Source organism: Methanosarcina horonobensis HB-1 = JCM 15518, assembly GCF_000970285.1.
Taxonomy (GTDB): domain Archaea; phylum Halobacteriota; class Methanosarcinia; order Methanosarcinales; family Methanosarcinaceae; genus Methanosarcina; species Methanosarcina horonobensis.
Genome location: NZ_CP009516.1, coordinates 4,718,409 through 4,742,903, shown reverse-complemented (window position 1 = coordinate 4,742,903; position 24,495 = coordinate 4,718,409). Strand labels below are relative to the sequence as shown.

Annotated in this window: 20 protein-coding genes and 1 tRNA gene; 8 read left to right on the top strand and 13 right to left on the bottom strand. The window is 41.8% G+C overall.

The genetic code is table 11. The features are described 5' to 3' along the window. Window positions 1-824: 824 nt before the first annotated feature. A complete protein-coding gene (locus tag MSHOH_RS20630; protein ID WP_052730953.1) occupies window positions 825-1,745 on the top strand; it encodes a TolB family protein in 921 nt (306 codons plus the stop codon). A 342-nt stretch (window positions 1,746-2,087) separates the two neighbouring features. Here the strand turns inward: MSHOH_RS20630 and MSHOH_RS23270 are convergent, their stop codons facing one another. Then, window positions 2,088-4,574: an MEDS domain-containing protein gene (locus MSHOH_RS23270; protein WP_082089442.1), complete on the bottom strand. Its 2,487-nt coding sequence runs from the start codon at window positions 4,572-4,574 to the stop codon at window positions 2,088-2,090. Between the two features lie 837 nt (window positions 4,575-5,411). On the opposite strand from MSHOH_RS23270, the gene thiC reads away from it, so the two are divergent. Further along, complete coding sequence (gene thiC, locus MSHOH_RS20620) at window positions 5,412-6,659, top strand: phosphomethylpyrimidine synthase ThiC (RefSeq protein WP_048142533.1); 1,248 nt, start codon at window positions 5,412-5,414, stop codon at window positions 6,657-6,659. Between the two features lie 111 nt (window positions 6,660-6,770). Here the strand turns inward: thiC and MSHOH_RS20615 are convergent, their stop codons facing one another. Then, on the bottom strand, window positions 6,771-7,853 hold the full coding sequence (locus MSHOH_RS20615; RefSeq protein WP_048142531.1) for a hypothetical protein: 1,083 nt from the start codon (window positions 7,851-7,853) through the stop codon (window positions 6,771-6,773). A 746-nt stretch (window positions 7,854-8,599) separates the two neighbouring features. On the opposite strand from MSHOH_RS20615, the gene MSHOH_RS20610 reads away from it, so the two are divergent. Further along, a complete protein-coding gene (locus MSHOH_RS20610) occupies window positions 8,600-8,890 on the top strand; it encodes a FliH/SctL family protein (protein ID WP_048142529.1) in 291 nt (96 codons plus the stop codon). Between the two features lie 313 nt (window positions 8,891-9,203). Here MSHOH_RS20610 and MSHOH_RS20605 read toward each other — a convergent pair. Next, window positions 9,204-9,277, bottom strand: a tRNA-Thr gene (locus MSHOH_RS20605). 151 nt (window positions 9,278-9,428) lie between these two features. Between MSHOH_RS20605 and MSHOH_RS20600 the strand changes: the two genes are divergently transcribed. The 4 genes from MSHOH_RS20600 to MSHOH_RS20580 all read left to right on the top strand — a co-directional run bounded on the left by MSHOH_RS20600 (window position 9,429) and on the right by MSHOH_RS20580 (window position 13,164). After that, window positions 9,429-10,019, top strand: coding sequence for an aldolase (locus tag MSHOH_RS20600; RefSeq protein WP_048142527.1), 591 nt, complete (start codon window positions 9,429-9,431; stop codon window positions 10,017-10,019). 210 nt (window positions 10,020-10,229) lie between these two features. Continuing rightward, the gene (locus MSHOH_RS20590) at window positions 10,230-10,841 is read left to right on the top strand and encodes a CDP-alcohol phosphatidyltransferase family protein (protein WP_048142523.1); all 612 of its coding nucleotides are present in this window, start codon (window positions 10,230-10,232) and stop codon (window positions 10,839-10,841) included. 136 nt (window positions 10,842-10,977) lie between these two features. Beyond that, window positions 10,978-11,418 (top strand): archease, encoded by a 441-nt coding sequence (locus tag MSHOH_RS20585; protein WP_048142521.1) that lies wholly within the window; start codon window positions 10,978-10,980, stop codon window positions 11,416-11,418. 243 nt (window positions 11,419-11,661) lie between these two features. Next, window positions 11,662-13,164, top strand: coding sequence for an RtcB family protein (locus tag MSHOH_RS20580; protein ID WP_048142519.1), 1,503 nt, complete (start codon window positions 11,662-11,664; stop codon window positions 13,162-13,164). A gap of 94 nt (window positions 13,165-13,258) precedes the next feature. Here MSHOH_RS20580 and MSHOH_RS20575 read toward each other — a convergent pair whose 3' ends face one another. The 9 genes from MSHOH_RS20575 to mtrE all read right to left on the bottom strand — a co-directional run bounded on the left by MSHOH_RS20575 (window position 13,259) and on the right by mtrE (window position 20,492). Further along, a complete protein-coding gene (locus tag MSHOH_RS20575; RefSeq protein WP_048143732.1) occupies window positions 13,259-14,389 on the bottom strand; it encodes a hypothetical protein in 1,131 nt (376 codons plus the stop codon). A 1,164-nt stretch (window positions 14,390-15,553) separates the two neighbouring features. Continuing rightward, window positions 15,554-16,504, bottom strand: coding sequence for a tetrahydromethanopterin S-methyltransferase subunit H (mtrH, locus tag MSHOH_RS20570; RefSeq protein WP_048142517.1), 951 nt, complete (start codon window positions 16,502-16,504; stop codon window positions 15,554-15,556). 12 nt (window positions 16,505-16,516) lie between these two features. Continuing rightward, a complete protein-coding gene (mtrG, locus tag MSHOH_RS20565) occupies window positions 16,517-16,738 on the bottom strand; it encodes a tetrahydromethanopterin S-methyltransferase subunit MtrG (RefSeq protein ID WP_048142514.1) in 222 nt (73 codons plus the stop codon). Window positions 16,739-16,755: 17 nt separating this feature from the next. Next, complete coding sequence (locus MSHOH_RS20560) at window positions 16,756-16,980, bottom strand: tetrahydromethanopterin S-methyltransferase subunit F (RefSeq protein ID WP_048142511.1); 225 nt, start codon at window positions 16,978-16,980, stop codon at window positions 16,756-16,758. Further along, window positions 16,980-17,702, bottom strand: a complete 723-nt coding sequence (gene mtrA / locus MSHOH_RS20555; protein WP_048142510.1) for a tetrahydromethanopterin S-methyltransferase subunit A — start codon at window positions 17,700-17,702, stop codon at window positions 16,980-16,982. Before mtrA ends, MSHOH_RS20560 begins: the two co-directional genes overlap by 1 nt. A gap of 1 nt (window position 17,703) precedes the next feature. Then, the gene (locus MSHOH_RS20550) at window positions 17,704-18,030 is read right to left on the bottom strand and encodes a tetrahydromethanopterin S-methyltransferase subunit B (protein WP_048142508.1); all 327 of its coding nucleotides are present in this window, start codon (window positions 18,028-18,030) and stop codon (window positions 17,704-17,706) included. Continuing rightward, complete coding sequence (gene mtrC, locus MSHOH_RS20545; RefSeq protein WP_048142506.1) at window positions 18,027-18,830, bottom strand: tetrahydromethanopterin S-methyltransferase subunit MtrC; 804 nt, start codon at window positions 18,828-18,830, stop codon at window positions 18,027-18,029. The genes MSHOH_RS20550 and mtrC overlap by 4 nt, the downstream gene beginning before the upstream one ends. 1 nt (window position 18,831) lies before the next feature. Continuing rightward, entirely contained in the window at window positions 18,832-19,581 is a 750-nt protein-coding gene (gene mtrD / locus MSHOH_RS20540; protein WP_048142503.1) for a tetrahydromethanopterin S-methyltransferase subunit D, read from the bottom strand. Further along, window positions 19,578-20,492: a tetrahydromethanopterin S-methyltransferase subunit E gene (gene mtrE, locus MSHOH_RS20535; protein ID WP_048142501.1), complete on the bottom strand. Its 915-nt coding sequence runs from the start codon at window positions 20,490-20,492 to the stop codon at window positions 19,578-19,580. The genes mtrD and mtrE overlap by 4 nt, the downstream gene beginning before the upstream one ends. A gap of 805 nt (window positions 20,493-21,297) precedes the next feature. On the opposite strand from mtrE, the gene MSHOH_RS20530 reads away from it, so the two are divergent. Further along, complete coding sequence (locus tag MSHOH_RS20530; RefSeq protein WP_048142499.1) at window positions 21,298-22,107, top strand: sugar phosphate isomerase/epimerase family protein; 810 nt, start codon at window positions 21,298-21,300, stop codon at window positions 22,105-22,107. Window positions 22,108-22,181: 74 nt separating this feature from the next. On the opposite strand, the gene MSHOH_RS20525 is transcribed toward MSHOH_RS20530, so the two are convergent. Beyond that, entirely contained in the window at window positions 22,182-24,101 is a 1,920-nt protein-coding gene (locus tag MSHOH_RS20525; RefSeq protein WP_048142497.1) for a sodium:solute symporter family protein, read from the bottom strand. Window positions 24,102-24,495 lie beyond the last annotated feature (394 nt).

The following is a 24,495-nucleotide window of genomic DNA, read 5'->3' as shown; positions in this document are numbered from 1 at the left end:
TATATTTTACACAGAATAAATCAAAACCTTAATAAGAATTTTTTTGATTAGTTGTGTCCCTTAAAAATTAATTATAAATAAATACTTAGAGCTCATCAAACTGACTTCATTTGCCAAAATTCGAATGAAGATACTTGATAGATAAATAGAACGCCAGTTAATTGTGATAGGAATTAGCCTTCTGGATAAATTGCTAAAACAAATGTTTTCTCAGATTGGCTTCTGAGAAAGCCTACTAAGTTTAGAAAGATGTCGTTAAATCAAAATTAAATTTATTTCTATGTCTGAGTGCGCTGAAATGGGGCAACTCGTCCTCTGCTATTAGTTTCTCCTTTGAGCATCAGTCTGCTCTCTCGAGAAAACTGCGTGCCCTCAAATTTCTGAACTAATACCTCTAATATCCAGAGATGGGGGTTTAAACCTTTGCTTAACCTGTAGATTTTGATGACTCTTATTCTCAAAAGCTGGGCTCATGCTGTTAAATTATCTGGGTCCAGGCTGTGGACCCATTTTCCTTTCTACAGGTATATTCTCTATTACTCCAAATTTTTCAGGGTTTCAGAATGAGCATGGTAATTCGATCCAGATCAGGAGTAATTTACTTTTATAACTATATTAATAACCAATTTTATTAATATGATAAAAATAAATCCATAGGTAAATTAAACATTTAATTGTACAGATATTAAAACAAACATAAGTCCACGTGTTATAACTCCAGAATTAGAGAAAACTCCAGAATTAGAGAAAACTCCAGAATTAGAGAAGACTCTAAGATTAGAGAACACTTGAGTTTTATAAGCGACATATAGTGGGGAAGAAAAATGAAAGGTAAATTACTTTTAATTTCATCGATTTTTATATTCCTGGTCTTGGTATCGACAGTGGCTTCAACCACGCAATTTACAAAAATCGGCAGCGGATCTGAGCCTACTATCGATGCCAGTAACGTGGTGTGGACAAATAACGGGAATATTCATGTTTATAATCTGACCACCAAAGAAGATGTCATTATTAATTCTTCTGTAGCGTTTCATCCGGCTATTTCCGGTAATAAGCTGGTGTGGTATGATGAGAGTACCGGAGTGCCGAAACTTGCTGTATACGATCTCAAGACTGGGGCAAGGTCTGACGTCACAGAAGATGTAGATAGCTACAGCGTCCCTGCAATTTACGGCAACAGAATCGTGTGGAGTGCAAACTCCGGTGTCTACATGCGGGACATATCTACATCTACACAGACCAGAATAGCAGACGGAAACAGTCCTGACATTTACGATGATATGATATCATACGAGTCTGGCTCAGCTGAAGATACCCCTCAAATTTATGTGTATAATATTACCACTAAACAGGCAGTAGATGTCAGCCAGTATGGAGATAACTTAGCCTCTCATATCTGTGACGATAAAGTCATATGGTCAGATTTCTACACCAGACTGGGTAATATTCGCATGTATGATATTGCTGCCAATCAACAGATTGAAGTCACAACCGGTGACGATATGACTGGTTACGATACCGGTGGTTCGATTGATATAGATGGAGACAGGATTGTGTATTTAAAACACAATGACCTCGGTAGTACAGATTCCGGTGACGTATATGTGTACAATATAACTACCGAAAAGAGCAAACAGTTGTCTTCTGGTAACAGTGCACAGACACCAGTTGTGTCCGGCAATGTCGTAGCATGGTCAGATTCTGGCAGTATCCATATTATGTCACTAGAAACACAGGTGTAAAACCGGATATTGCTGATGCTGAAATTCTGGTGATAAGATTAACTTTATTAACTTTAATACAAAACTGTTATGACTAAAAGCTTCACAAAAGCTGGAAAAAAATTATTGTTAAGTCAACGAAAAACTAAGAAAAAATGTGGCATATAGTATTATAATGAAGAGTAAATATATGAAGAAGAGAAGATATATCAAAGTGAAGTAAAGTAGCGATTCGTTATTTTATATTTTAAAAGTATTATCTTATATTTTTTAAAGCTGTATACATAAAAGGAGGTTATGTGGAGGTAGTTGTTTCATTACCCACAACTGCACCATAAATCTTATGCTGATACAACTCTCTTTTCAACGCAAGCAGTCCTGTACTATATCAAATGTTATTCGAAATTCCGTTCCCTGGTCTCTTTTAAGTTCGATATTTCCATCCAGCTGGTCAATGAGAATGCTCACCAGTTGCAGCCCAAGGGTATCAAGATCTTCCAGTTCTATGTCTTTAGAAATCCCTTTTCCGTTATCTGAAACTGTCATAACGAAACGGGACCTCTCCGTTTCATTTTCCTCTTCTTCCCTGTAAAGCTTGATCTGAATTTCTCCCTTTCCTTCAGTAAATGCATGTTTGAGGGAGTTGGATATGAGTTCGTTAACAATTATTCCTAGCGGAACAGCAGTATCCATATTAAAGAAGGCATTTTCTTCCAGGTCCATATGCAGGTGAATGTTTTCGTTCCCAAGAATATAAGTCTGGAAAAGGTTTTCCGCCAGTTTCCGAAGATATGCTGAAAAGTCCAGGGTGTCGATTCCTTTTCCCTTATAAAGCTCTTCATGAATGAGTGAGGTTGAAAGCACCCGGTTCTGGCTTTCTCTGAAAGCTTCGAGAATCTCCGATATCTTAACTTCTTCTTTCTCACTGAACTTTTCAGCCTGTAGATCCAGTAAAGAGGAGATTACCTGCAGATTATTTTTGATCCTGTGGTGAATCTCTTTTTTTCGGGCTTCTTCAGCTTTTTTCAGGGCTTCTTCAGTTTCTTTTCTCTCGGTAATATCATATATCGCGCCCTGATATGTCATGGATTTTCCATCCATACCCGGGATTTTTTGATAAACTTCATGAACCCACTTTATTTCACCGTCTCTGCATCTTATTCTGTAGTCAAGTTCTCCATCACATGCGGAAGGAGAACCTTTAGCTTCTCTCTCTTTTTTAAGAAACAGAGGCAGGTCCTCAGGCACTATAAGTTTTCTCCATAGTTTTTCAGATATGAGTTCTTCTTCACCATACCCTGTAATCTCTTTTACGTTTCCTTTCATGTATTCCAGGTTCAAATCTCTGTCTGCCTGAAAAGCAATCCCTTTAAAATTGTGTATAAAAGAACGATACCTTTCTCTACTTAGTTCAAGTGCTCTTTCAGTCTCTTTGCGTTCAGTAATGTCCTGAAGTGTCCCTCTCAGCCTTACAGGCGTATTTTTCTTATCAAAGATAACTTCACCCTGCAAATGAACTACGCGCTCTTCTCCATCAGCACGGGTTATTCTGTAGTCAATACTGTAAAGCTCTCCGTTTAAAGCTCTTTTAATAACGTTATCTAAATATTTCCGGTCTTCAGGGTGTATATAATTTAACACTTCATCATAAGGTAAGCCAGACTCCTCAAGATCAAGCCCGAAAATACTATACATTTCATCAGACCAGTAAGATTTATTGCTTCCTATTTCCCAATCCCAGTTTCCTATATGAGCCATTTTTTGGGCTTCAGATAGCCTTCTTTCATTTTCCATCAATGCCTTGTAGGCTTCTTCAAGTTCAACTGTGCGTTCTTTAACTCTTTCTTCCAGGCTGCCATGTGCTTTTTTAAGAGCTACTTCTACCTTTTTTTGCTCTGTAATGTCATGGGCAACATGAACACTCCTTATAAGCTTCCCTCCAGGGTCATATAGCGGCGAGACACTTATCAAGAAGCTGCCGCCCAGAACATCTTCCTGAGCCTCTACGGCATGTTCGAGCCCGTCCTTAAGCAACTGCCTTTGTGGGCAAAAAAGGGGAGGTTCTGCAGTCCCGTGTACAGCGCGATAGCAGGTCAACCCTATACATTCTTCTGGCCTCTTCCCCAATTTTGCTGCCATAGCTCTGTTAGCACGGACTATCCTGTATCCACCATCAATTACAGCTATCAGATCCGGCACGGCATCAAAGGTTTGTTCCCAGTCTTTTGCGGCTTGAACAGCTACCTCTTCTGCCCTCTTCCTTCCGGAATTTTCTATTCGCTCCCATTTTCCTTCCCTTTTGATCAAAGCAAATTGATGATTGGAGACTACATCAATAATCTCGGCTGTGTTGCATATATCAAGATAATACGGGCATAGACCTATTACGTGATGTTTGTCGATAATAGCATCCACTTTGTTCTCATAATCAACAAACCCATTCCAGCCTTCTTTTTCCAGCCAGCGATTGTCCCCTACAGCCCTCAGTCCATCATAGCCTTTTGCCAGAGCATGGTTGATTTTTTCAACCCAGCTATTTACGACTCTATCCGGATCGAAAATACCTTCCTTCAGATACCCGTGAGTGTAAGGGATGATTTCGATTTGCTCTTTCTTTAGATAAACATCAATATCAGGAACAGCCCTTTTCATGGCTTCTTTTGCCTCTTCTATTTCCAGAGGCTGTGACGTGATCCACACGCAAAGCTCGTTATTTTCCAGCCCTGCTTTAAAATAAGGGACAAGTATATCTATCAAATCTTCTTTTGTCTTGTAAAACTGACAGAAATGCGTTCCCCAGGGTATATCTCCAATAACATCTATACCGGAATTTCTAACACTTTCTTTCATTTATTTTTCTCCGGTTTGAGAGACAAATATTTATTTTTTAGGTTTGCTCTCTGGTCTGTACAAACAAAGGTCTGGTATAATGTCAAGAAGAATTTTGATAGCAGAAAATTGGCTTCAATGCCTGCTATTTTTTTAGATCCTGAGATTAAATGGAAAAAGTTAGTCTTTTTACTTCCCTAAGTTTTCAAATTTTTTTCTCTGCATACTTCCTTTTCAACATGGCAGATTTTCTCTTCCGTATAATATAGGGGAAGGTATTTATTATTGAAGGCCTCAGAGCCCTTTATATTTGAGTTTGTTACAGTTATTAATAATATATGTTGTATGGGAGGTGGTACAACATATTAATATCTGTCAATGTATATAAAATTTACAAAATACATCTGTAACTCTTGGCTTCTTCATGTAAGTAATTAAATTCAGGTTTCTCGAGTTTTAGATAAATCATGTTAATAAAATCAGATTATGTTAAAAATTCAGACCACAGGTTATATCAAAAATACACATATAACAAACGTTGCTTTTTAAAGCCTCTTGCGTTTCTTTTTTACAACTTATGGTGCTGCTGAGTCCTTTGCTGACCCTTGGTTCGCTCACTATTCTGGAATCGAAATAATTCCTTCTCTATTCAGCGCTTTTTAACAGTACTGCTATCTCAATCTAAATTATGTCTCAATGAATCTAAATGCATTTTGTAAATGCATTTTGTCAACCTATGACTTAAATAACAAAGGAAACATTTCAATATTATATGTTCAATAAATATAATAATAAATTCGCGCAGTTGAATTAATAACCTGCCTTTCTATGGTGGAAAAATAGAGAGTGAAATCCCCTATGAGACACACACAGATTGATTATGCACGCAGCAGGAGGCTTACTCCTGAAATGAAACAGATCATAGAGATAGAAAATATTGATGAGGATATACTGCTTTCCCGAGTGGCTGAAGGAAGTCTTGTTATAATGACAAGGAAAGGTTGTCCTCCTGTAGCCATAGGTAAAGGTGCCAGCACCAAAGTAAATGTTAACCTGGGAACCTCTACTGCAAAAATTAATGTGGATGCTGAAATAGAAAAGGTAAAAATCGCAGATAAATACGGAGCGGACACTATTACCGACCTTTCCATGGGTGGGGATATCAGAACCATACGTGAACGTGTATTGGAAAACAGCAAGCTCCCTATTACCACGGTTCCGATCTATCAGACCACCATGGAATGCGGGATGAAGGAGGTTACTGCTGATGATATTCTTTCGTATATCAAGGCTCATGTGGATGAAGGTGTGAGTTCTGTAGTGCTGCATTGTGTGGATAAAGAAACTCTTAAAAAATTGAAAGGAATGGGCAGGGTAATGGGGATGGTATCAAAAGGAGGTTCCCTTACCAGTGTTTACATGCTTACAAACGGTTGTGAGAATCCTTTTATAGAGTATTTTGACGAGATAGTTGATATTCTCAGGAAGAAGGATGTAGTTCTTTCCCTGGGAAACACTATGCGAAGTGGCTGCATTCACGATCTGAGAGACGGTGCCCAGATGATGGAAGTTGATACCAATGTCAAGCTTGCGAATAAGGCCAATGAGGAGGGTGTACAGGTTATAATAGAAGGCATGGGCGGGCACATACAGGCAGCAGATATTCCTGCCCACGTTAAGCTGTATAAGTCAAAATCAAATTTCCCTCTATTTGTTGCAGGACCACTGCCCACGGATATTGCCGTTGGCTATGATCATATTGCAGGTGCAGTAGGGGCCAGCATGGCAAGCGGGGCAGGGGCGGACTACCTGTGTTACATTACGCCCGCAGAGCACCTTTCACTTCCAAGTCCAGAGCAGGTAAGGGAAGGGCTGGTTGCTTTCAAGATAGCTGCCCATATAGGAGATTCCATTAAATATGGGATGAGCAACAAGGATTTGCTGCTTGCCCAAAAACGTGCCCGCTTTGACTGGGAAGGACAGATGGAGCTCGCCCTTGATTCTGACAGACCAAAGGATATGTGTCCCAGAACAGGCCCTTGCTCCATGTGCGGCGAATACTGTGCTATAAAGATTATGAGAGATTACCTTGAAGGCAACGAATAACTCAAGGTTGTCTTTAGTTAAATAATAAGGATTATCGTAACTCGTAAGAGGGTAATATGCAACTCTGAAGCTAAAGCTGCTTCGCCCTCTATTTGAGTCACCTGAACTTTTTTACCAGACTCCGTTGTTTTTCAAGGTAGCAAGAATATTTGTAAACTCATTGGTGAACTTACATTTCCGGAAATCAGAATTTTCCAGGATATTCTTCTTTATTTCCTGCAGTGCAATTAAAAGGCTCATATCGTTACTGTATTCGAATTCATCTTCCGCTGAGACAATGTTTTCGGTAAGGATTTCAATGAATCTCGGATCAAGATCATCTGTAATATATGTGTCCAGGATCAAAAGATCTGAGATTCTTTTATAAAACTCAATTAGTCTCTGGTAATCTGGTAAGGAGTAAACGTTTGCTGTATGTTTTTGACTGTTGAGATAAATCAGGTAACGAGTTGTTGTATTTATTAAAGTCTCTGTGAGTTCATTTTTAGGAAATGTAATCGGAAACCTCTTAAGCATCTTCGGGTATAAATTGTTGGTATTTCGCACTTTTTCACGGTTCCAGATCTCTGGAAAAACCCTTGATATAGAGGAGTTAAGTACCGCTGTCACATAATGGTAGAGTGTAGAGTCCCCGAGGACTACTCCAATTCCATCTGCAAATACATGGTCTCCGGCTGAATCATACGAAGCCTGCAGACGGTAGTGGTCAGTAACGATAATTTTAGGTGTATTAATGTACTGAAGAAAGCTCTCATTATTCAGGCGGTAACACTCAGCTGAATCGAGTTCTTCCCCATCTGTCCTGAACTTATATTTGATCTCTATAAGCCGTTTATAAGCCATTGGAAATCTTGTTTTCATCTCTTCTGGGTGAAAGACTCTATACTCTTTCCTTATGTTGTGACCGAGAATTTCATAAGGCAGCATAAACCGGTATTGGCTAGAGTGAATAGCAAATTCGTTAGACAAAGATCCATCCATATAAGGATACATAAGTTCCTGTTCTATGTTTATGTTCCTTTGCAGATTTCTACAGGAATATGGGGTATCTGTGCAATCTTCCCTTGAAAAACTTACCTTGTGTAAGAAATCATTTGTTGAGGGTACGCCTTCAAAGATTTCTATTGAGATATCCTCCAGCGTTCGAGGTATTTTGCTCAACCTTTCGACAATATTGTCTTTGCTCCAGAACATGTATTTCACTTCTTTTATTATATATATACGAAGTTTTGGGCAAATAGCCTCTCGGTATTAGTTGCGATAAGATATTACAGAATTCTATTTTGAGACCGCGAGTTTTTGACTTCCAAAAACTTTTCGTCAAACCCTAAATATAATTCTTTATATAATAATCTATTCATAAATCAGGTTAACATTAAAAACTCTCTTTTTTCTCAATTTAAAAATCAATTAGGGACGATTCATTTGAGCCTGGAATCTACTACTCTCAAGAAGTATTTTTATCATCTATGACAAAAATAAAGGTTTACATATTATCCACCCAAAAAGTAAGTTCTTTTTATAAGCATGCTTTTCATGACTTGTAACATACTTCTCAAAGTATAATTTAACGCTGAGTATCTAATCTGAAACATTACCTTTTAATGTATGTTATAATTATTTATGATGATTTTATGTAGACCATATATCATGAATTTATTGCTTAATCAGGAATGGATGAGCTTAAATCCTAAATTTGGACAATTATAGCTTATGATTAATTTTAATATATTTCAGTATTTATATTTCTGCTATTATTATATTATATGGGTAATAATGCTCTATTGCGTATATCTGAAATCTCTTCGCTAGCAAATTTCAGTACATAAATGCAAGTGGAAGATTCATTGGTCAAGTGAATGAATCTGCCAGCACTCAGGGGATTGAAAAATCAACATCATAAACTTGATTAAATTGGAAAAGATTGGGGAAGTGAACAAATGAGCCTGAAAAAGACTTTGGTTATTCTGGTCTTAGTCTGCTTTGTAGCATCATTGACAGTTGCAACGGTAAGCGCAGACCAAAAAGAGTATAGACAGGGTTACAGAGATGGCTGCAGAGATGGCTTTAAAGACGGATTTAAAGAAGGCAAGGAAGACAGCAAGAAGACCTACACTCAAACATATATAAAGAAACCAGCTTATAAAGGAGACTATGAAAAAGGCTATGAAAAAGGTTATAGTGACTGCTTCCCAAGAGGCTACCAGGCAGGTCTGAAAGTTAAAAAATAAAGCTATCTAGAACTCAATAAACATGGTTTTATAATAACCATGTCTTTTGAGAGCTAATATTGTAAGAATAGGGGAAGTCCTCTCCTACTTTTTTTAAGCATTTGTCTTTTAAAACATATGTTGATGGAATCTCTCAGTAAAACAGCGATCCACGAAATTTAAGATCGACTTCTTATTTACATCAGAAATAGGTGCAGAATTTAGTGATTCCAGCCCTTTTTGAAGACTAAACTTGTATATTCCCACACTCACTGCATCACTTTTTCCTATGAAAAAGTGGGATTCGAACACGATTATATAACGAAAAATACAAAGCCTCGTGCGTGATTCGAACACGCGACCTAGTGATTACAAGTCACTCGCTCTACCGGGCTGAGCCAACGAGGCACAATGAAGCTGATTGCAGACTTATCTAAATACAATACTCACAGATAAACTTTATGGCAGGATCCTTTTTCCGGACATCTATAAAGTTATTGTCACTGATGGCCCCAGTTCTTTTTTTAGTTTTTGGTAGTTCTGGCAGTGCACAAGCCTTATGGCAGTCTTCCTCTATATCTCGCTTAAGATGTGGCAGGAAATGGCAAAATACGGGCGCAAGCTGGTGGAATACGGGCTTGTGGAATCAAATTTCGGGAATATCAGCGCCAGGGCCGGGGGCAGGATGCTTATTACCCGGAGCGGGACTGCTCTTGACGAGATTACCGGCGATAATGTTGTTGAGGTGGATATTCAGGATACCTCATCCCTGGATATAATTGCATCTTCCGAGACTGTGGTGCACAGGGAGATATACAGGAAGACCTCTGCCCTTGCAATAATTCACGCTCATTGCCCGTATGTAGTAGTGGAATCACTGCTTGCCGGTCCAGGTAAGGTAATTGTTCCTGTGGATAGTGAGGGGCAGTATTTTCTTGGGAACATTCCGGTTGTAGGGGGCGGGATAGGGAGTAGAGAGCTTGCTGAAAACCTTGCAAATTCGCTTTCAGGACACAGGGGAGCTGTAGTATTCAGTCACGGAACTTTTGCCATCGGAAGAACTCTTGAAGAAGCTTATATTGTGACCACGCAGCTTGAGCACTCCTGCAGAGTAAAATACCTGTATGAGCTAGCAGCCGTGAAAAAGTGAAAGAAGTGACAAAATGAGAAAGTAAGTATTATCTATAGAGTACACTGATTATCAAGCAATGCAGCCTTAAGTATAAATATCAAAAGACAGGTAATCAAAGAAATAATATAAATAAGTAAATTCCATTCGGTATAATAAGCAGGATAAGCTGCCATTCTTTCAGGCCTGTCTTTTATAACGAAAATATAAAAAGGAAGATTCCAGAGTACCATGACGTTTAATGCCCTGAGACCCGTTGCTACGAGAGTAATTGACCCTCTCGCAGACTTCTTTATAAGATATGAGGTCTCACCTGATACGGTTTCAATCATTTCCCTTATCTGTGCCTTCTTTGCCGGGCTCAGTTTTTATTATTCTCCTGAATATAAGGAGCTCACCCTGCTCGCAGGCATACTGGTGGTGTTTAACTCTCTTTTCGATGCTCTTGATGGGGTAATTGCACGCAAATCCAACAGAGCAACACCGAGAGGTGATTTTCTCGACCATGTAATTGACCGCTATTCGGATATTTTTATCATCTGCAGCATTTTTTTTGCAGGCTACGCGTCCTGGCAGATCGGAGTTGCGGCAATTGTAGGCGTCCTTCTTACTAGCTACCTCGGGACTCAGGCTCAGGCACTTAATCTCGGAAGATATTACGGTGGAATTATGGGAAGGGCTGACCGTCTTGTAGTGATAATTATTGCTGCTTTCGCCAACTCAGTTTACCCTGCTTCGATAGCAGGTTTTTCCATTCTGGGCTGGGCTGTCATCCTGATTGCTGTGACAAGCCATATTACGGCAGTTCAAAGAATTTTCTATATCTGGAACAGGCTGGATTGACATTTTTCATTATTTGTTGATTTGAATTTAAAAAATTCTCCGGATTCATATTAAACTCCTTTTAAACGTTTTTAATGCCTTAAAACAGGTTTCTGAAGCGGATAGGTTAATGTAAGACAAAATCCAATACCTGACTATGCCGTCTCAAGGAAAAAAGTACGAGTATCTGGAACATACCGCAGATATAAAGTTCCTGGCTTATGGAGATACCCTGGAAGAGGTATTTGAAAATGCAGCTCTTGCCATGTTTAATGTTATAATTGATACCGGGAAAGTTTCGGGAGAGACGGCAAGAGAAGTTTCTCTTATATCGCCTGATATGGAATCTCTGCTCGTGGACTGGCTTTCTGAGCTTTTATATCTTTTTGAGGTTGATGAGATTGTCTTCTGGAAGTTTCAGGTGAAGGAAATCAAGGAAGAGAACGGGGAGTACTCAATAAAAGCTCTGGCTTCAGGTGAAGAGTATTATCCTGAAAGCCATCCATTTGAAACTGAAATTAAGGCTGTCACATATAACCAGCTGGAACTCGAGAAAACTGCCGAGGGCTGGAAAGCTCAGGTTGTTGTTGATATCTAAAGGTCTGGAGCTTTTGAGGGTTCTGGTTAATTCTATACATCGTTTTTATGTATGGCTGTCATGTATGACTGTAGTATCTCGTCTTTTATACAGTCTCAAACAGCATTTTACAGTGTATCAGAGTAGCTTGTAGATTATCAAGAAAACATAAAGTAAATAAATAATTTCAGAATTATATTGATATCAGAATTCTAATATTCAAAATTACATTTGTACTATGTAAAGGAGCAGGGAGTATCAATCATGGTAGAAAGTGAAGATACCGCTATTGAGGAATCAGGTACTGAAAGCGTACAGAGAGATATCAAAAGCCTGGTCCGGAAGATCTCCGATAATAATTGGGAAATTCCAAAAGGGCATATTCCTGGCATGAGAGTTCCAGGGCGCCTGTTTGTATCCGAAAATCTGCTTGAAGGTATTGAACCCGGGACAATTGATCAGATCGCAAACGTGGCAACACTTCCCGGCATTCAGAAATATTCCATGGCAATGCCTGATGCCCATCTGGGCTATGGATTTGCTATAGGGGGGGTTGCGGCTTTTGATGCAGAAGAAGGAATTATCAGTCCCGGAGGAGTGGGTTTTGATATTAATTGCGGAGTAAGGCTTATTCGCACAAACCTTCAAAAAGAAGATGTTGTTCCTCACATAAAGAGGTTGACTGACGAGCTATTTAATAACGTGCCTGCAGGTGTCGGCTCAAAAAGCCGGTTCAAAGCCTCTGACAAAGAGCTGGACAGTGCATTTCTTGAGGGTGCAAAATGGGCAGTGGATGCAGGATATGGTGTGGAGGCAGATGTGGAACACTGTGAAGGGAATGGCTACCTGGAAGGAGCAGACCCCGCTTATGTGAGTGCTAAAGCCAGGAACAGGGGAAAGCCCCAGTTAGGAACTCTCGGGAGCGGTAATCATTTCCTTGAAGTTCAGTATGTGGATGAGATTTATGATTGGGAAATGGCTTCAACCTTCGGGCTTGAAGAAGGCCAGGTTACGGTAATGGTTCACTGCGGGTCAAGGGGGGCAGGGCACCAGATCTGTACGGATCATCTAAAAGAGCTTTCTCAGGCTGTGAAGAAGTACGGGATTGAGCTTCCGGACAAGCAGCTTGCCTGTGCTCCGGCTCAGTCAAAGGAAGCACAGGACTATTTCAAAGCTATGCTCTGTGCTGCAAACTACGCCTGGGCAAACAGGCAGATGATCACTCACTGGACAAGGGAATCTTTTGAAAAAATCTTTGACAGGGATGCTGAAGACATGGGAATGAGCCTCCTGTATGATGTTGCCCACAATGTGGCAAAACTGGAGGAACACAACATTGACGGCAGGAAAAAAGAGGTCTACGTACACAGAAAAGGGGCAACAAGAGCTTTTCCTGCAGGACATCCGGAAGTTCCTTTTGCATACAGGGATGTGGGACAGCCGGTTTTAATTCCCGGAAGTATGGGAACTCCCTCTTTCATACTCTGTGGTGCAAAAGAGGCTATGGATGTTTCTTTCGGTAGTGCCTGTCATGGGGCAGGGAGGGTTATGAGCAGAGCCCATGCAAAGAAAGAGTTCCACGGGCAGAGCGTAAAAGAGAACCTTGAAGCTCATGGAATCACTGTAAGAGCAACTCATCCTTCCGTGATTGCCGAAGAAGCTCCCGGGGTGTACAAATCCAGCAGTGAGGTGGTAAATGTTGTGCATGAACTTGGTATTGCCCGTAAGGTCGCAAGAGTTATCCCTCTTGGAGTTGCAAAAGGTTAAACTGATGAAAGTTTAACCTTCTTTTTCTTTATTTTTCTCGTCTTTTTGAGTGGGCGCAGCTTTTTCAGGAATTTATCAGAAATTTCCCAGGAAATTATTCTTTCGAAATAAAATCTGATTCTGTGAATTCTTCCACTTCATATAAGTCTGAGCTGTCTTCAGGTTCGTGTTCCTTATAGAACCTGAACACGATCATACTCGAGTATGAAGAGGTTATAAAAGGCGTGCCGTTTTCTCTGAATATATTCGAAAAGTATTCTACAAGGCTGTTAATAACTTTTTCATTTTTGAAATCATGAAAAATAGTTACTGATTCTTTTCCTGGTTCAAGACAAATTTCTATATTCTTTACCAGCTGAGTAGCCAGGTACATCTTCCTGAAATAGACCAGTAAATCTGGAAGAGACATCTCATTTACCGATTGTTTGCATAGGCGTTCCAGGATTTTTGTCGGGTTAGGAACATCTCCGGCTGCAAAGGTTTCAAACTGATTCCTGTGCAGGGTCACAAGGTTGTACCTTTCAACATTGTATGTATACATTAGCTGTGTCCAGAACTCTGTATTGTCGTCAAGTTCTCTGCATACAATGTCAAGATAACCAAAGTGTTTTCGAATTCCTGGCATGGTTTCATTAAGAGAGACTGAAAGGTTCTTTTTGAATGAAATCTGGGTTGAATTCGCACGCCTGAAAATGTGTTCAACATCCAGCTGTTTCCATCTTGCCAGAAAATGAGCTATAAGCTGGGCAAAAAACTCCCTACTGTTTATGGTAGAATTGGAAAGGAGTAAAAGCGCAGATTCAGGATTGTATATATCCTCACACTTGATTGAAGTTCTGATTGTCCATTGATAATTTCTGGAGATCCGGTTCAGGTAGTCCTCCAGCTCTTTCATATTGCTAATCTCAAAAGGATTGATGAGCTCATTAACCAGATCTTCATCGGTGAGCCTTCCTTTTGTATACCTGAAAAGCCACTCGAGCATTGTTTTATTTATAATTGTGTTTTCCCCGCTTTTAATCGTGTCACTCAATTCTTCTTTTACAGGGGTTTCTTTTAAAAATTTAATTGCTTCATCAATGCTTTTATGATATGTAAGGGCTGTATCTGCAATTTCAATTGTATCCCTGACTGCAGCGCTAAGATTACCATCATTGGCATCAAGAAAGGGCTGCAATTTTTTAAGGTACTTATCATCAAGGGATATGTTTTTTCTGATCAGCATATCTTCACCCAAGATGTTCTGGTTTTCTGGTCTTTTATGCTCCGATCCATAGTCTGTACCCCTGATATCGATGGTTTTTTATCTCTTCTAGCTCAAAGCTTAGAAATTCGTTTAAGGATATGATGTACAATTCTAACATCTAAAAATCTTCATCAGTAGTTTATATATTGGTAAGTGCTACCGAATATTAAATCTTTCTGTTTAGTGCCATTTTTTGAGAATTTTTGTCAATTTATATTATTCTTCAGGAGCCAATTAATTTGCAGTTTCACATAATATTCCCTGCTTATCATTTCTGTTTTCTTTCTTTAATCCACGTTTTTCTCTTCATTAATCTTCTGCTCGTATCTGGTAGAACTTTACTTCTATGTACTGAAGTGGAGAAGTGGCAATGTGTCAAAAATAGATAATATCGGTTCACAATTCTTTATATATATATGTAAGACAGTGTACGAGATGTAAATCAAATAAATTAGAATGTGATGGGGCTCAAATTCCCTGTGAATCAGATTGCTGATTTCCTGCTCACAGTTTGTCTGTCATTGTTGTCCTCTAGTTACGGAAGACTTTGGTTATAACCCTCTGACAAACGGTAAGTCGGAAAGCAGATTTGTACAGCTCCTGATCGAGCGGGGGTTCTATGTAAATGCTCTTTCAGGTCCTTACATTCCTTACCTGATCCAGGGTAACAGTTGTTCCCCATAAAGCGAGTTGGGAGTGGATTCATCGTACCTGGCAGGCTCGTTAATACTTCCTTGTCTGCTAGGTACTTCCTTCCAGTCAATAATCTTGAGGACTATTTTCTTAAGCTAATTTTTTTCTTTGTAATTTTTTCTCTGTAAATTTTATACGAAACCGCTCTTTGCCAGATTTTTTCTAGCTTTTCACTTTTAATTTCATTTATTTCTTCGTCTTTCTCTGATTTAATTTCCTGGCTCTAATGCAATTATCCTTTAACTTTTAAAGTGTGACAGAAAAACACAAATCTTGAAGCTGGCATAAGCTAATGGTCATCATAAGCTAATGGTCATCTATACCGAGGGACCCGGAAGAGTTAAAAATAGTTTAAAACAAATGCAGAATTAACGGATACAAAAATAGAAAAAGCAAAGAGAAAATTCTCTTTGCTTGTCGACCTTGCGGTCTTTTTAATAAGTTTTGAGCTTATGTCAGTTTGGTCACAGGGTGGTTGTCCGCATCTGCGATCTCGACGCCAAGTTCCTTTGCAGTTTCTCCAAGCATGATGTCGACCATTGCAACAGCCGGGAAAATCTGGTTGACGTTCTCGATAGGGCCATAGAGAAGGAAGTCAGAACCTGCAATCTGTGCTACCAGGTTGGTACCAATGTCTGTAGGCATATAGATTGCTTTTGGGTCTGGTTGGGTCTTTTTGAATTTCCGGAGCCAGTCCCAGGCCGAGGCCATGTTGTGGTATCCACCGCCTACAGGAAGGCCTAGCTTTCCTTTGATTGTTGGAACTGAGCGGATTGTTGCGCCAGAACCTGCGCCAAGGGGCATTGCAGCAACGTCGATAAGGGGAATCTTGATTCCACATTCCTTGGCGACCTGGAGCATACCTTTAGTCTGCCCGGAACCACCGACTTCAAGGATGTCAAGTTTTCCTTTTACGGTTGGATCGGTTGCGTTAAAGGCCAGGACAATTGCGGCTTCCACATCGCTCTCTGCGAGTACGTCCATTTCTGCCTGTTCAATACTTGCATTGATGGAGTTGTGGATTGCCCTGTTTGCAACTCCTATTTCAGTACAGTACCGGGCTGCTTCTGCACGCACTTCTCCGGCTGAGGAGTCGATCAGGAAGGGGGTCCTGTCATCAATCCCAACGAACCAGTCGATGTAGCGCCTGATTGCTTCTGGGGTTTCGCCCACGATCTGGTTTACATAGGGGTTTCCGGTGGCATCGCTCATTGACACCTGGGTGTTCCACAGAGTTTCTGCAGCGGCTTTGTCAAAGAGACCTTTGTCCTCATCGGTCACGATCTTGTGCCTTGCATAGAACATGGTACTGACTAACACGGTTGGGTATTCGCCCGGCTGTCCGCCGAACTTAACTCCACCTACTTCGTAAACTTCCTGTTTCCTGTCAAACTTGAACATTTTGATCCCTCATTATATTGTGAACATTGATGATACCGAGACATAGATCAGGAAGAGAAGCAGTCCTACAACTGCGCCGTACAGAATTCCGATATCTCTTCCTACCTTCTTTCCGATTCTCTGTGCAACTTCACTGTTGACAAACTCAACCTTTTCATCGATCTTATCGAGCCTTTTCATTACTTCGTTAAACTCAGCTGGATCTACAAACGCTGCTGGTGCTTTTCCTTCCATAGTTTCACCTCTCAAGTTTAGAGACCGGCCATTAACGGGAGTACTACCACCATCAGCAGTGAAAAGAGGAAACCTGCTGCAAAGCCAATAAATCCGGTAGACATTACCCCGGAATCCAGCTTCTGGTTCCTCGCGATCAGCTGTGCTCTGTACCGAATACTCTCAACAGTACCGTCAATTGCACCCATCTGAGGGTTGAGCACCATTGGGACTCCTTTTCCATATTCTTCTGCCATTTTCATTACCTCCCGAGCAGTAATAACCCAAGCAGGGATATGGTTACCGTCAATCCGATCATGGCACCTTCAATTTTTCCTGCATGAACCCCTGAGTGGAACTTGTTCAAGTTTCCTATGTCAAGCATCCTGGCTTCAATGCCTTTCAGCCTGCTGCGGAGCACTGCAATCTCACCTGAAACCGGTCTGACCACGCCGCCCTCTTCTTCTTCTTCTCCTTCCTCGCTGATTTCCACAACCAGCGGGTCTGCATCAAAGGCTCCCGGGTCTTTTGCCACAAGTTCTCTTACCTTGGCTGTGATTGCCCCCATATCTTCTGTGTCCAGCAGGTTTACGGTCTGGATCTGCTGCTGGAAACGGGCAACTGCATCATCGTTCAGGTTTTCTACATACGGGATAGCGCCCACTGCACCTACAATTCTGTGCTCTTTTACACCGTTTGCATGGATGCTGAGCATTGCCTGGCCTGTAACGTGCCCTTTGACTTCGGCCCCTGTTACAACCAGGTACCTGATATTGGGGTTTGAAATTACGTGGGCAACGACTTTCTCTATACCCAGATTTTCAGTTTTACAGGACCCAGTAATTGCTGCTCCTGCATCGAGTACGGGCTTTCCGGGGAGGTGTGATGCGCAGGTTATAACTGCAACACAGCTCTTTACATCGCCGACTTCATACTCTCCTTTAAGGATTGGCCATCCTGGTGCGGGTTCTCTTTTGTCTACCATTTTACATACCTCCCTGGATCAGTCTCTGTATGAATATGATCAGGGCAAGCAGCCCGCTGAAGGCGAGACCTACAACGATTCCGTAGAAAGCGTTTCCATAAATTCCTGCCATATAGGACGTGTTTTCACGGCCAGGCCAGGAGTTCATGAGCGGTTTGCTGGGTGCAAGGGAGTTCAGCAGGTCATCTGCAATCCCGTCCAGTTTGTCCATCCTCTCAAAGACGGGGTCCATGGAATAGAGAATCGAGTCTGACCTTTCTTCTGCTACAACTGCAGTGTCCGGGTCCATGACCAGATGTACTTCGGGAGCTATGCGAATCATGCTCATTGTAATTCCTCCGCACTTGGCAGCAGCCCGGTTCCAACAACCGCATGTGCATCTCTCTTGATAAATCCATAGTACTTCATAAAGGCCCAGGCCCAGATAACAAGCCCTACGGCGATATTTAATCCGGCTGACATCAGTCCTTCATGGAGTGAAGATGCAAATCCTGTAATGACTAATGCAATAGCTGCTTTTTCAACAGCCACAGACAGAGTCCTGTCCTGCTTTTCGTCAGGTCCAAGGTTTGCATTGAAGGGGTGAAGGATTCCCATACCGCCTATGATAAAGATCAATGCAATGTATCCGTTGGCTACGACGTACTGAACGACATCTGCATAATTGAAGGATCCAGCAATGACAACGCTCAGTCCGATAATTGCAAGAGTACCTGCACCTGCGATTTCTACCATTGCCTGTTCCATGATGGGGATTCCCATTCCGATTACCTTGTTTGCAAGGACACCAATAACGGCGCCTATAATTGCGGCTGCGATAAAGGACACTATGGGCCCTGCTACGCCTCCTACTGAAAGTCCGAAAAGGGCAGCGACTATACCCATCCCGAGGGAGATCATACCGATAGACGGAACACCTGTACCAAGTCCGTAGCTTGCAACACGGCGAACCGCATCAGCACCCCAGACAATGGCGCAGATTGCTCCAAGGCCTCCGAAGAAGGAAAACGCTGGAGGCATGAAGTGACCCAGGTAAATTCCTGCAAGGCCGCCTATTGCGCCTATAGCCATTATTGTTTGTGGAGGATACGCGGCTGTGGCTCCTCCTCCTGATCCACCTGCAGACATTTTAGATCACTCCAAGCTGTGAAATTGCGATTACTGCCACGACGGCACAGAGTATAGTTGCGACAAAGGAAGATACTACGGCTTTTGGCCACTTCTTCCACTTGGGGTCGTGGAAACCTTCGATCGTACCTCCGATGTTATAGGAAGGAATGACAGCGTTTACGAAGAAAATCCCTATTGCGAACATTGCAGCAATTCCTACAAGTTCATTCCCTGTAACAGTAGAGGCTGCTCCTGCAGTAAGACCTACAGCAAGGCCCACTTCTATAAGAGCGTAATATACGAGGGCACCGCCAATTCCACCAAGACAGCCACCGATTACACCGCTGACAAAAGAGACTGTTGGAAGCCCATGTCCCTCAGTACCCTGAGATACATACAGGTCCTGTCTGTATTTTGTAATTGGGTCGGTTTTTACCTTTGCTGAGGAAGGTACACAGCCCACACCATATACATAGACCCAGGTTCCGACAATCATGGTTACGGAAATCATGATCATTGCTCCCACTGCACCCGATGCGAGAATCAGTGGAAGGTTGTCTGTTACGTTCATCATGAACCCGGCACTTACAAGCCCTGTCAGGCCTGCTCCGGCTGCCAGCTGCACGGTACCTGTACCGATACCGGTTGCCTGAGCCATAGCTGCAGGTGCACCGCCTACAGGCACGAAGTGGACACTCCAGGAAATCAGGACGCCACCAATTATAATGTATACCATCGACAGGATGTTTTCCATGAGGGCGTCAATCATGCTGAAGCCTCCTCGCTTTTGTCTTCCTTATAAGGTCCGAAATCGCTGCGGGCTTTGACTTCAATTTTCCAGTTCCAGATAATTAAGATAAGGACAATAATGACACCTGCGATAACAGAGTACCAGCCCTGCGAGAGACCTCTTGCAGGATCAAAAACAGTGGTAATCCAGCTACCAAGGAATACGGTCATACCAAAAGCAATACCTGTAACAGGACCTCCGAATTTGGCACAGAACCAGGAGTTATCGTACCCGTTCCTGAGTCCGGATTCTGCATATCTGACAATGTTTCCCGAGTTTGAAGCGTTGAGTCCTGAGCCGAACTCGAACTGCTGGAATTCACGCTCTGCACCGTAGTGGACGTCACCTGTGGATGAGCCAATTGCGCCTACCGTGATACCCCAGATAAAAGCCAGCATGGTTAGCGGGAAAGGATGTCCGAGAACAACGGTCATCAGGTATGATACTATAAGGACACAGAAAGTCGTTATGAATGAGTATCCCATAATTACAGGTGTATGGCTTCTGATCATATCCAGATAAACCGGCTGCTTGAAACGCCTCTGGCTAGCACATCTGCCCATTGTAGATGTGACGGCAAAAGTAGCATGGACACATGCTGCAATAAGGGCGCCGAAGACAAGTGCAAAGAGCGGAGACAAAGTGAACTCACTTATTAATACTGTAGCGATGGCTGCACCGACCGAGCACATCAATGCGTTTGAGGGGGGTTCCCCTGATACCGCTTTGTTATATATTCTGTGCGGAAACATCATTTGGGGAGCTAACTGGACCTGTGAGTTGGGGTTACTCTGGGATCCGACATCGGATTCTAGGTCTTCTGAAGCACCTGCAATGGTTGCAGCTACGCCAATAAGTGCCAGCACTCCCATGCCTATGAGTGGTTCCATTCATTTTCCTCCTTTATGTTATTAACATGTTAATAAGCTGGATTCAAAAACGTTAAACATTTTTTTAAAATCGTCTGCCACATCATTGCAAAGAAAAATGATGAGGACGAGCGTTAAATTTTGGATTAGAGAGGATCATTCATAAACCTTTCGAAATAACGATGCTTTTAAAATATTATTATATGATTATATAATATACAATCAATTTTATATGATGTATTGGACCGGGTAAAATAAACAAAGTCCTATATATATAAAAACAAATAAATTATACTTTCTTCAGTATCATATAAAGATTCCGATTATTAGTAATGAATTTTTTTATTTATTTTTAAAAATATAATATTTATTTTTATAATAACCAGTTATGCTGATGTGGTTTTTATATTAATAAATTTTATATAATGTAGATCACACCAATTTCTTCCATTTATTCAGGGATAAAAAGGACACTTTTCTTCACACATGAGATTCCAATTATTTTTCATTGTTCTTCTTCCCAGCGAAAATACGTTCATAAGGATAAAACTATATATTTGTTTAGAATCTATTTACAAATTCTTTTGAAAAGAGGGCCGGGTAACAATTTATTATATATAAATATGTTGGCTATCTTATAATCTTCATGAAAACTTAACGCCTTCTGCCCCGGGTTAAGTTCAAACTTATCTTTTTCCTTCGGCGATGGGGGTTTTTCATAAAATTATGTATTTATTTTTACAGTCCACAATTTCCTGCAGCTTGCGATTTCATAGTTGTTACGGCACCGCAAAAGAACTTTATATCTGGTCTCCTTGCTTAGTACGTGATTTTCGGAGCTTCATCTTTTGCTGGCCCCCTTCAGGAGCTGAAGGAAAACGTAGGGTCTATAGAATTATATGTCCCTAAACTCGGAATTTACAATGGTTCGTCACTTGAACCGAAAAAGCTTGAGCCTATCCTTGATGAAATGTCGATATACGGTTTTGCAGGCACAGTTCATGCTCCCTATTCTGCAGCAGATCTCAGGTATCCTGCAGCCCTGCAGGTAGATACTGCAAACATGGGGAAAAAAGAGTTTACTTTACTTGAAGAGTCCATGGCAATTGCAAGCCGGATAGGATCTCATGTAGTGGTGATCCACCCCGGCAGGATCGGACTGGATAGAAAAAAGTCCTTTGCTTCAATGGTCAACAACCTCGGGTCCCTTGCCTCTCTGGCTGAGGATTACGGAGTAATACTGGGGCTTGAAAACAAAGAAGGAACAGATCTCTCGAACTTTTGCTGTGAGGCCGAAGAACTCTCCAGAACCATTGAAATTGTGAATTCAGACCATCTTAAGGCTACGCTTGATATCGGACACGCGAATCTTACCTGTGGGGGCAACCCTGAAAAACTCAGGACCTTTGTCCGAACCCTGCAAAAACATATTATTCACATTCATCTGCATGATAACAGCGGGCAGTGGACCGAAAAATACGATGGAGACGAGCATATGGCACCAGGGAAAGGATGTGTTGATTTCTCAGTCCTCAAACTGCTCTCCGACTACAGCGGTGTTTACAATCTGGAAGTCTTCTCTCTGGAAGATGTTCAGGCTGGAAAAGAAGTCGTTGAGAAAGCTCTGTATTCCTGATACAGCTAAATTCCAAAAAAGAAATTAAGGCCGGGTTCGGTCAAGAACCTCAGTCTTATTTGTTCATATTTCAGTTAGTAAAAGTCCAGTTTAACTCCTTTCTGACCAAGCACTTTTTTCAGCTCTTCATAAGCTGTAAAAAGCTCTTTTCTCTGCCTTCCCACGGTTTCAAGTTTTGGTTCGGCTTTGAGCCAAATATCCTGCTCACCGCTTCCTCTTGTAACAGCTACGCAGGCAAGCATATCCCCATGGGTCAACCTGTATACGGAATCAAGTCCTGTCGGAGTAACCCATGCCGGAGAACTGCTTTTCAATTTTTCTACAAGTTCGTGCCAGCTGAGGGCTCCTGAAGCCCGGAGGTTAAGCTGGAGGTGGGTGCGCTCCCCTGCAACGTTCTCGTCAATATTTTTGAGGAAGGCACTGTATGAGGGATCTGTCTCACTTATCTCACGTGTCTCATAGCGGGCAAGCTCTTCTGCCTCCTCTTCGAAGAAAGGTGCAAGGTTAACCCTGCTTGAGGGTTTCGTCATCAGGGAGACTCCAAAGAATGCAATTGCGCTCAGTCCCATCCCCACAATAACTCCGTGACTCATGAGAGCCGGGTGGATGGTTTCAAGGTAGCTGGATGCCATAGGGGGGGTGTTCACAAGATCCAGAATTACAAGAGCTACCTGGACAACAAATCCGAGTACCATTCCTGCAAATGCTCCTTCTTTTGTCGCTCTTTTCCAGTAAAGACCTCCCATGAGAGGGAAGAAATAGGAAGCACTTGCAATAAAGGTTGCAATATGAATCGCGTCGATAATATTGGGAATGACAAATGAACCCGCTGTTGCTGCAAGTACGATGATGAGCACACTTATTCTGTTTACAACAAGCATCTCCTTCATTGTAGCATCAGGCTTTATGTACCTCTGGTAAATGTCTCTTGAAATACAGGAAGCTCCTGATGTTGCAAAAGTGTCAGCACAGGACATGGAAGCTGCTGCCAGTCCGATTGCGCTGAGAGCTATAAGCAGGGGAGCTGAGGCGAAACGTTCACTAACAAAAGCAAGAAGTGCAGGCTCTGCCAGTGCCATCCCTGCAGGGAAGCCCATTCCTGCTATATCAGGATAAATGTTGTTGAGGGCTATGGCAATTACAGCACATGCCGCGAAAACTACAGTGATCATAAGGGAACCTATGATCATCCCTAGCCTTGCTGATTTTGCATCCCGTGCAGCCCAGACCTTCTGCCAGGGGTCCTGTTCCGTAATCCAGCCCGGAACAATTGCCAGGACAAAAATGAGAACCATGGGAATGCCGATTGAGAATGGGTTCCACCAAACATCAGGTACGTTTCCGAAGAGCTCGGAACTGCTTATTGCAGGAGTACCAAAGCCCCCATCAGCTACTGTCCCTACTGCGGCAAAAGCCATTGCGATTGTGAATATGGAAAGGAAAGCAAACTGAACCACATCCGTCCAGACTACTGCCGATAGACCTCCCAGGGTTACGTAAAGGGAGACTGCAATTGCAACAATGGCTGCGGCATAGAGAGGGTCAAGCCCGTAAAATACCTGAAGCACCAGGGAAAGCCCCGTAACATCTGCTACGGCAAAAAGAATCATCACTACAGTAATAATTAGAGCAATCGGCCATCGAACTGCGCTGCCATAACGCTGTTCCAGAAGTTCGGGCTGCGTGATTGCGGGCAGGTTCTTGATCTTCCCAACAAGCAGAGCGATGATAAGGAGAGCCAGGATATTAGGGGCAACAAAAGCCCATACAGACCCCATTCCCTGTAGCATGTAGTACCCGATAACTGCAAGAATTCCTCCGGCCGTAAGCCAGGAAGCTGCTGCTGAAAACCCGAGGGCTGAGGGCCCGATTCTTCGTCCCGCAAGCCAGAAATCGGTAACGGATTTCTGTTTTTTATTAAAATACCAGCCAATAGCCACAAGTCCGGCTATGTAGACTGCAAGTAACGCCAAAAAGACACTATAACCATCCATAAGGGCACCTTTAAAAGAATTAAATAATGTATATGATTGTTATCATTTCATAGAAATTTTCCTGAAATCATAGCTTTTCAGGAATTTTGCTTTTATATATTTTCATATTATTAATCTAAAGATAAGTAAAATTTACTTCAATTCTACTATTTATTTATTCCTCAAGTGCTTTATGGACTCCTTTTTACGAATGTGTGCAAGTTAACTTGGGTTTGTTCATTTCAACTCCCTGACCTGGTTCAGGATTCTTGTTTTGATCCAGGTCCTTATTTTAATTTTTGATTCCTAATTCGATCTTTTTATCCGATCCGATCTTTCCACATGGAAAACGATTTTTTAAATCTCAGTTCCTTCTTTCTTGCTTATTTCGGTTTATTTAATGTGAAAATTCAAA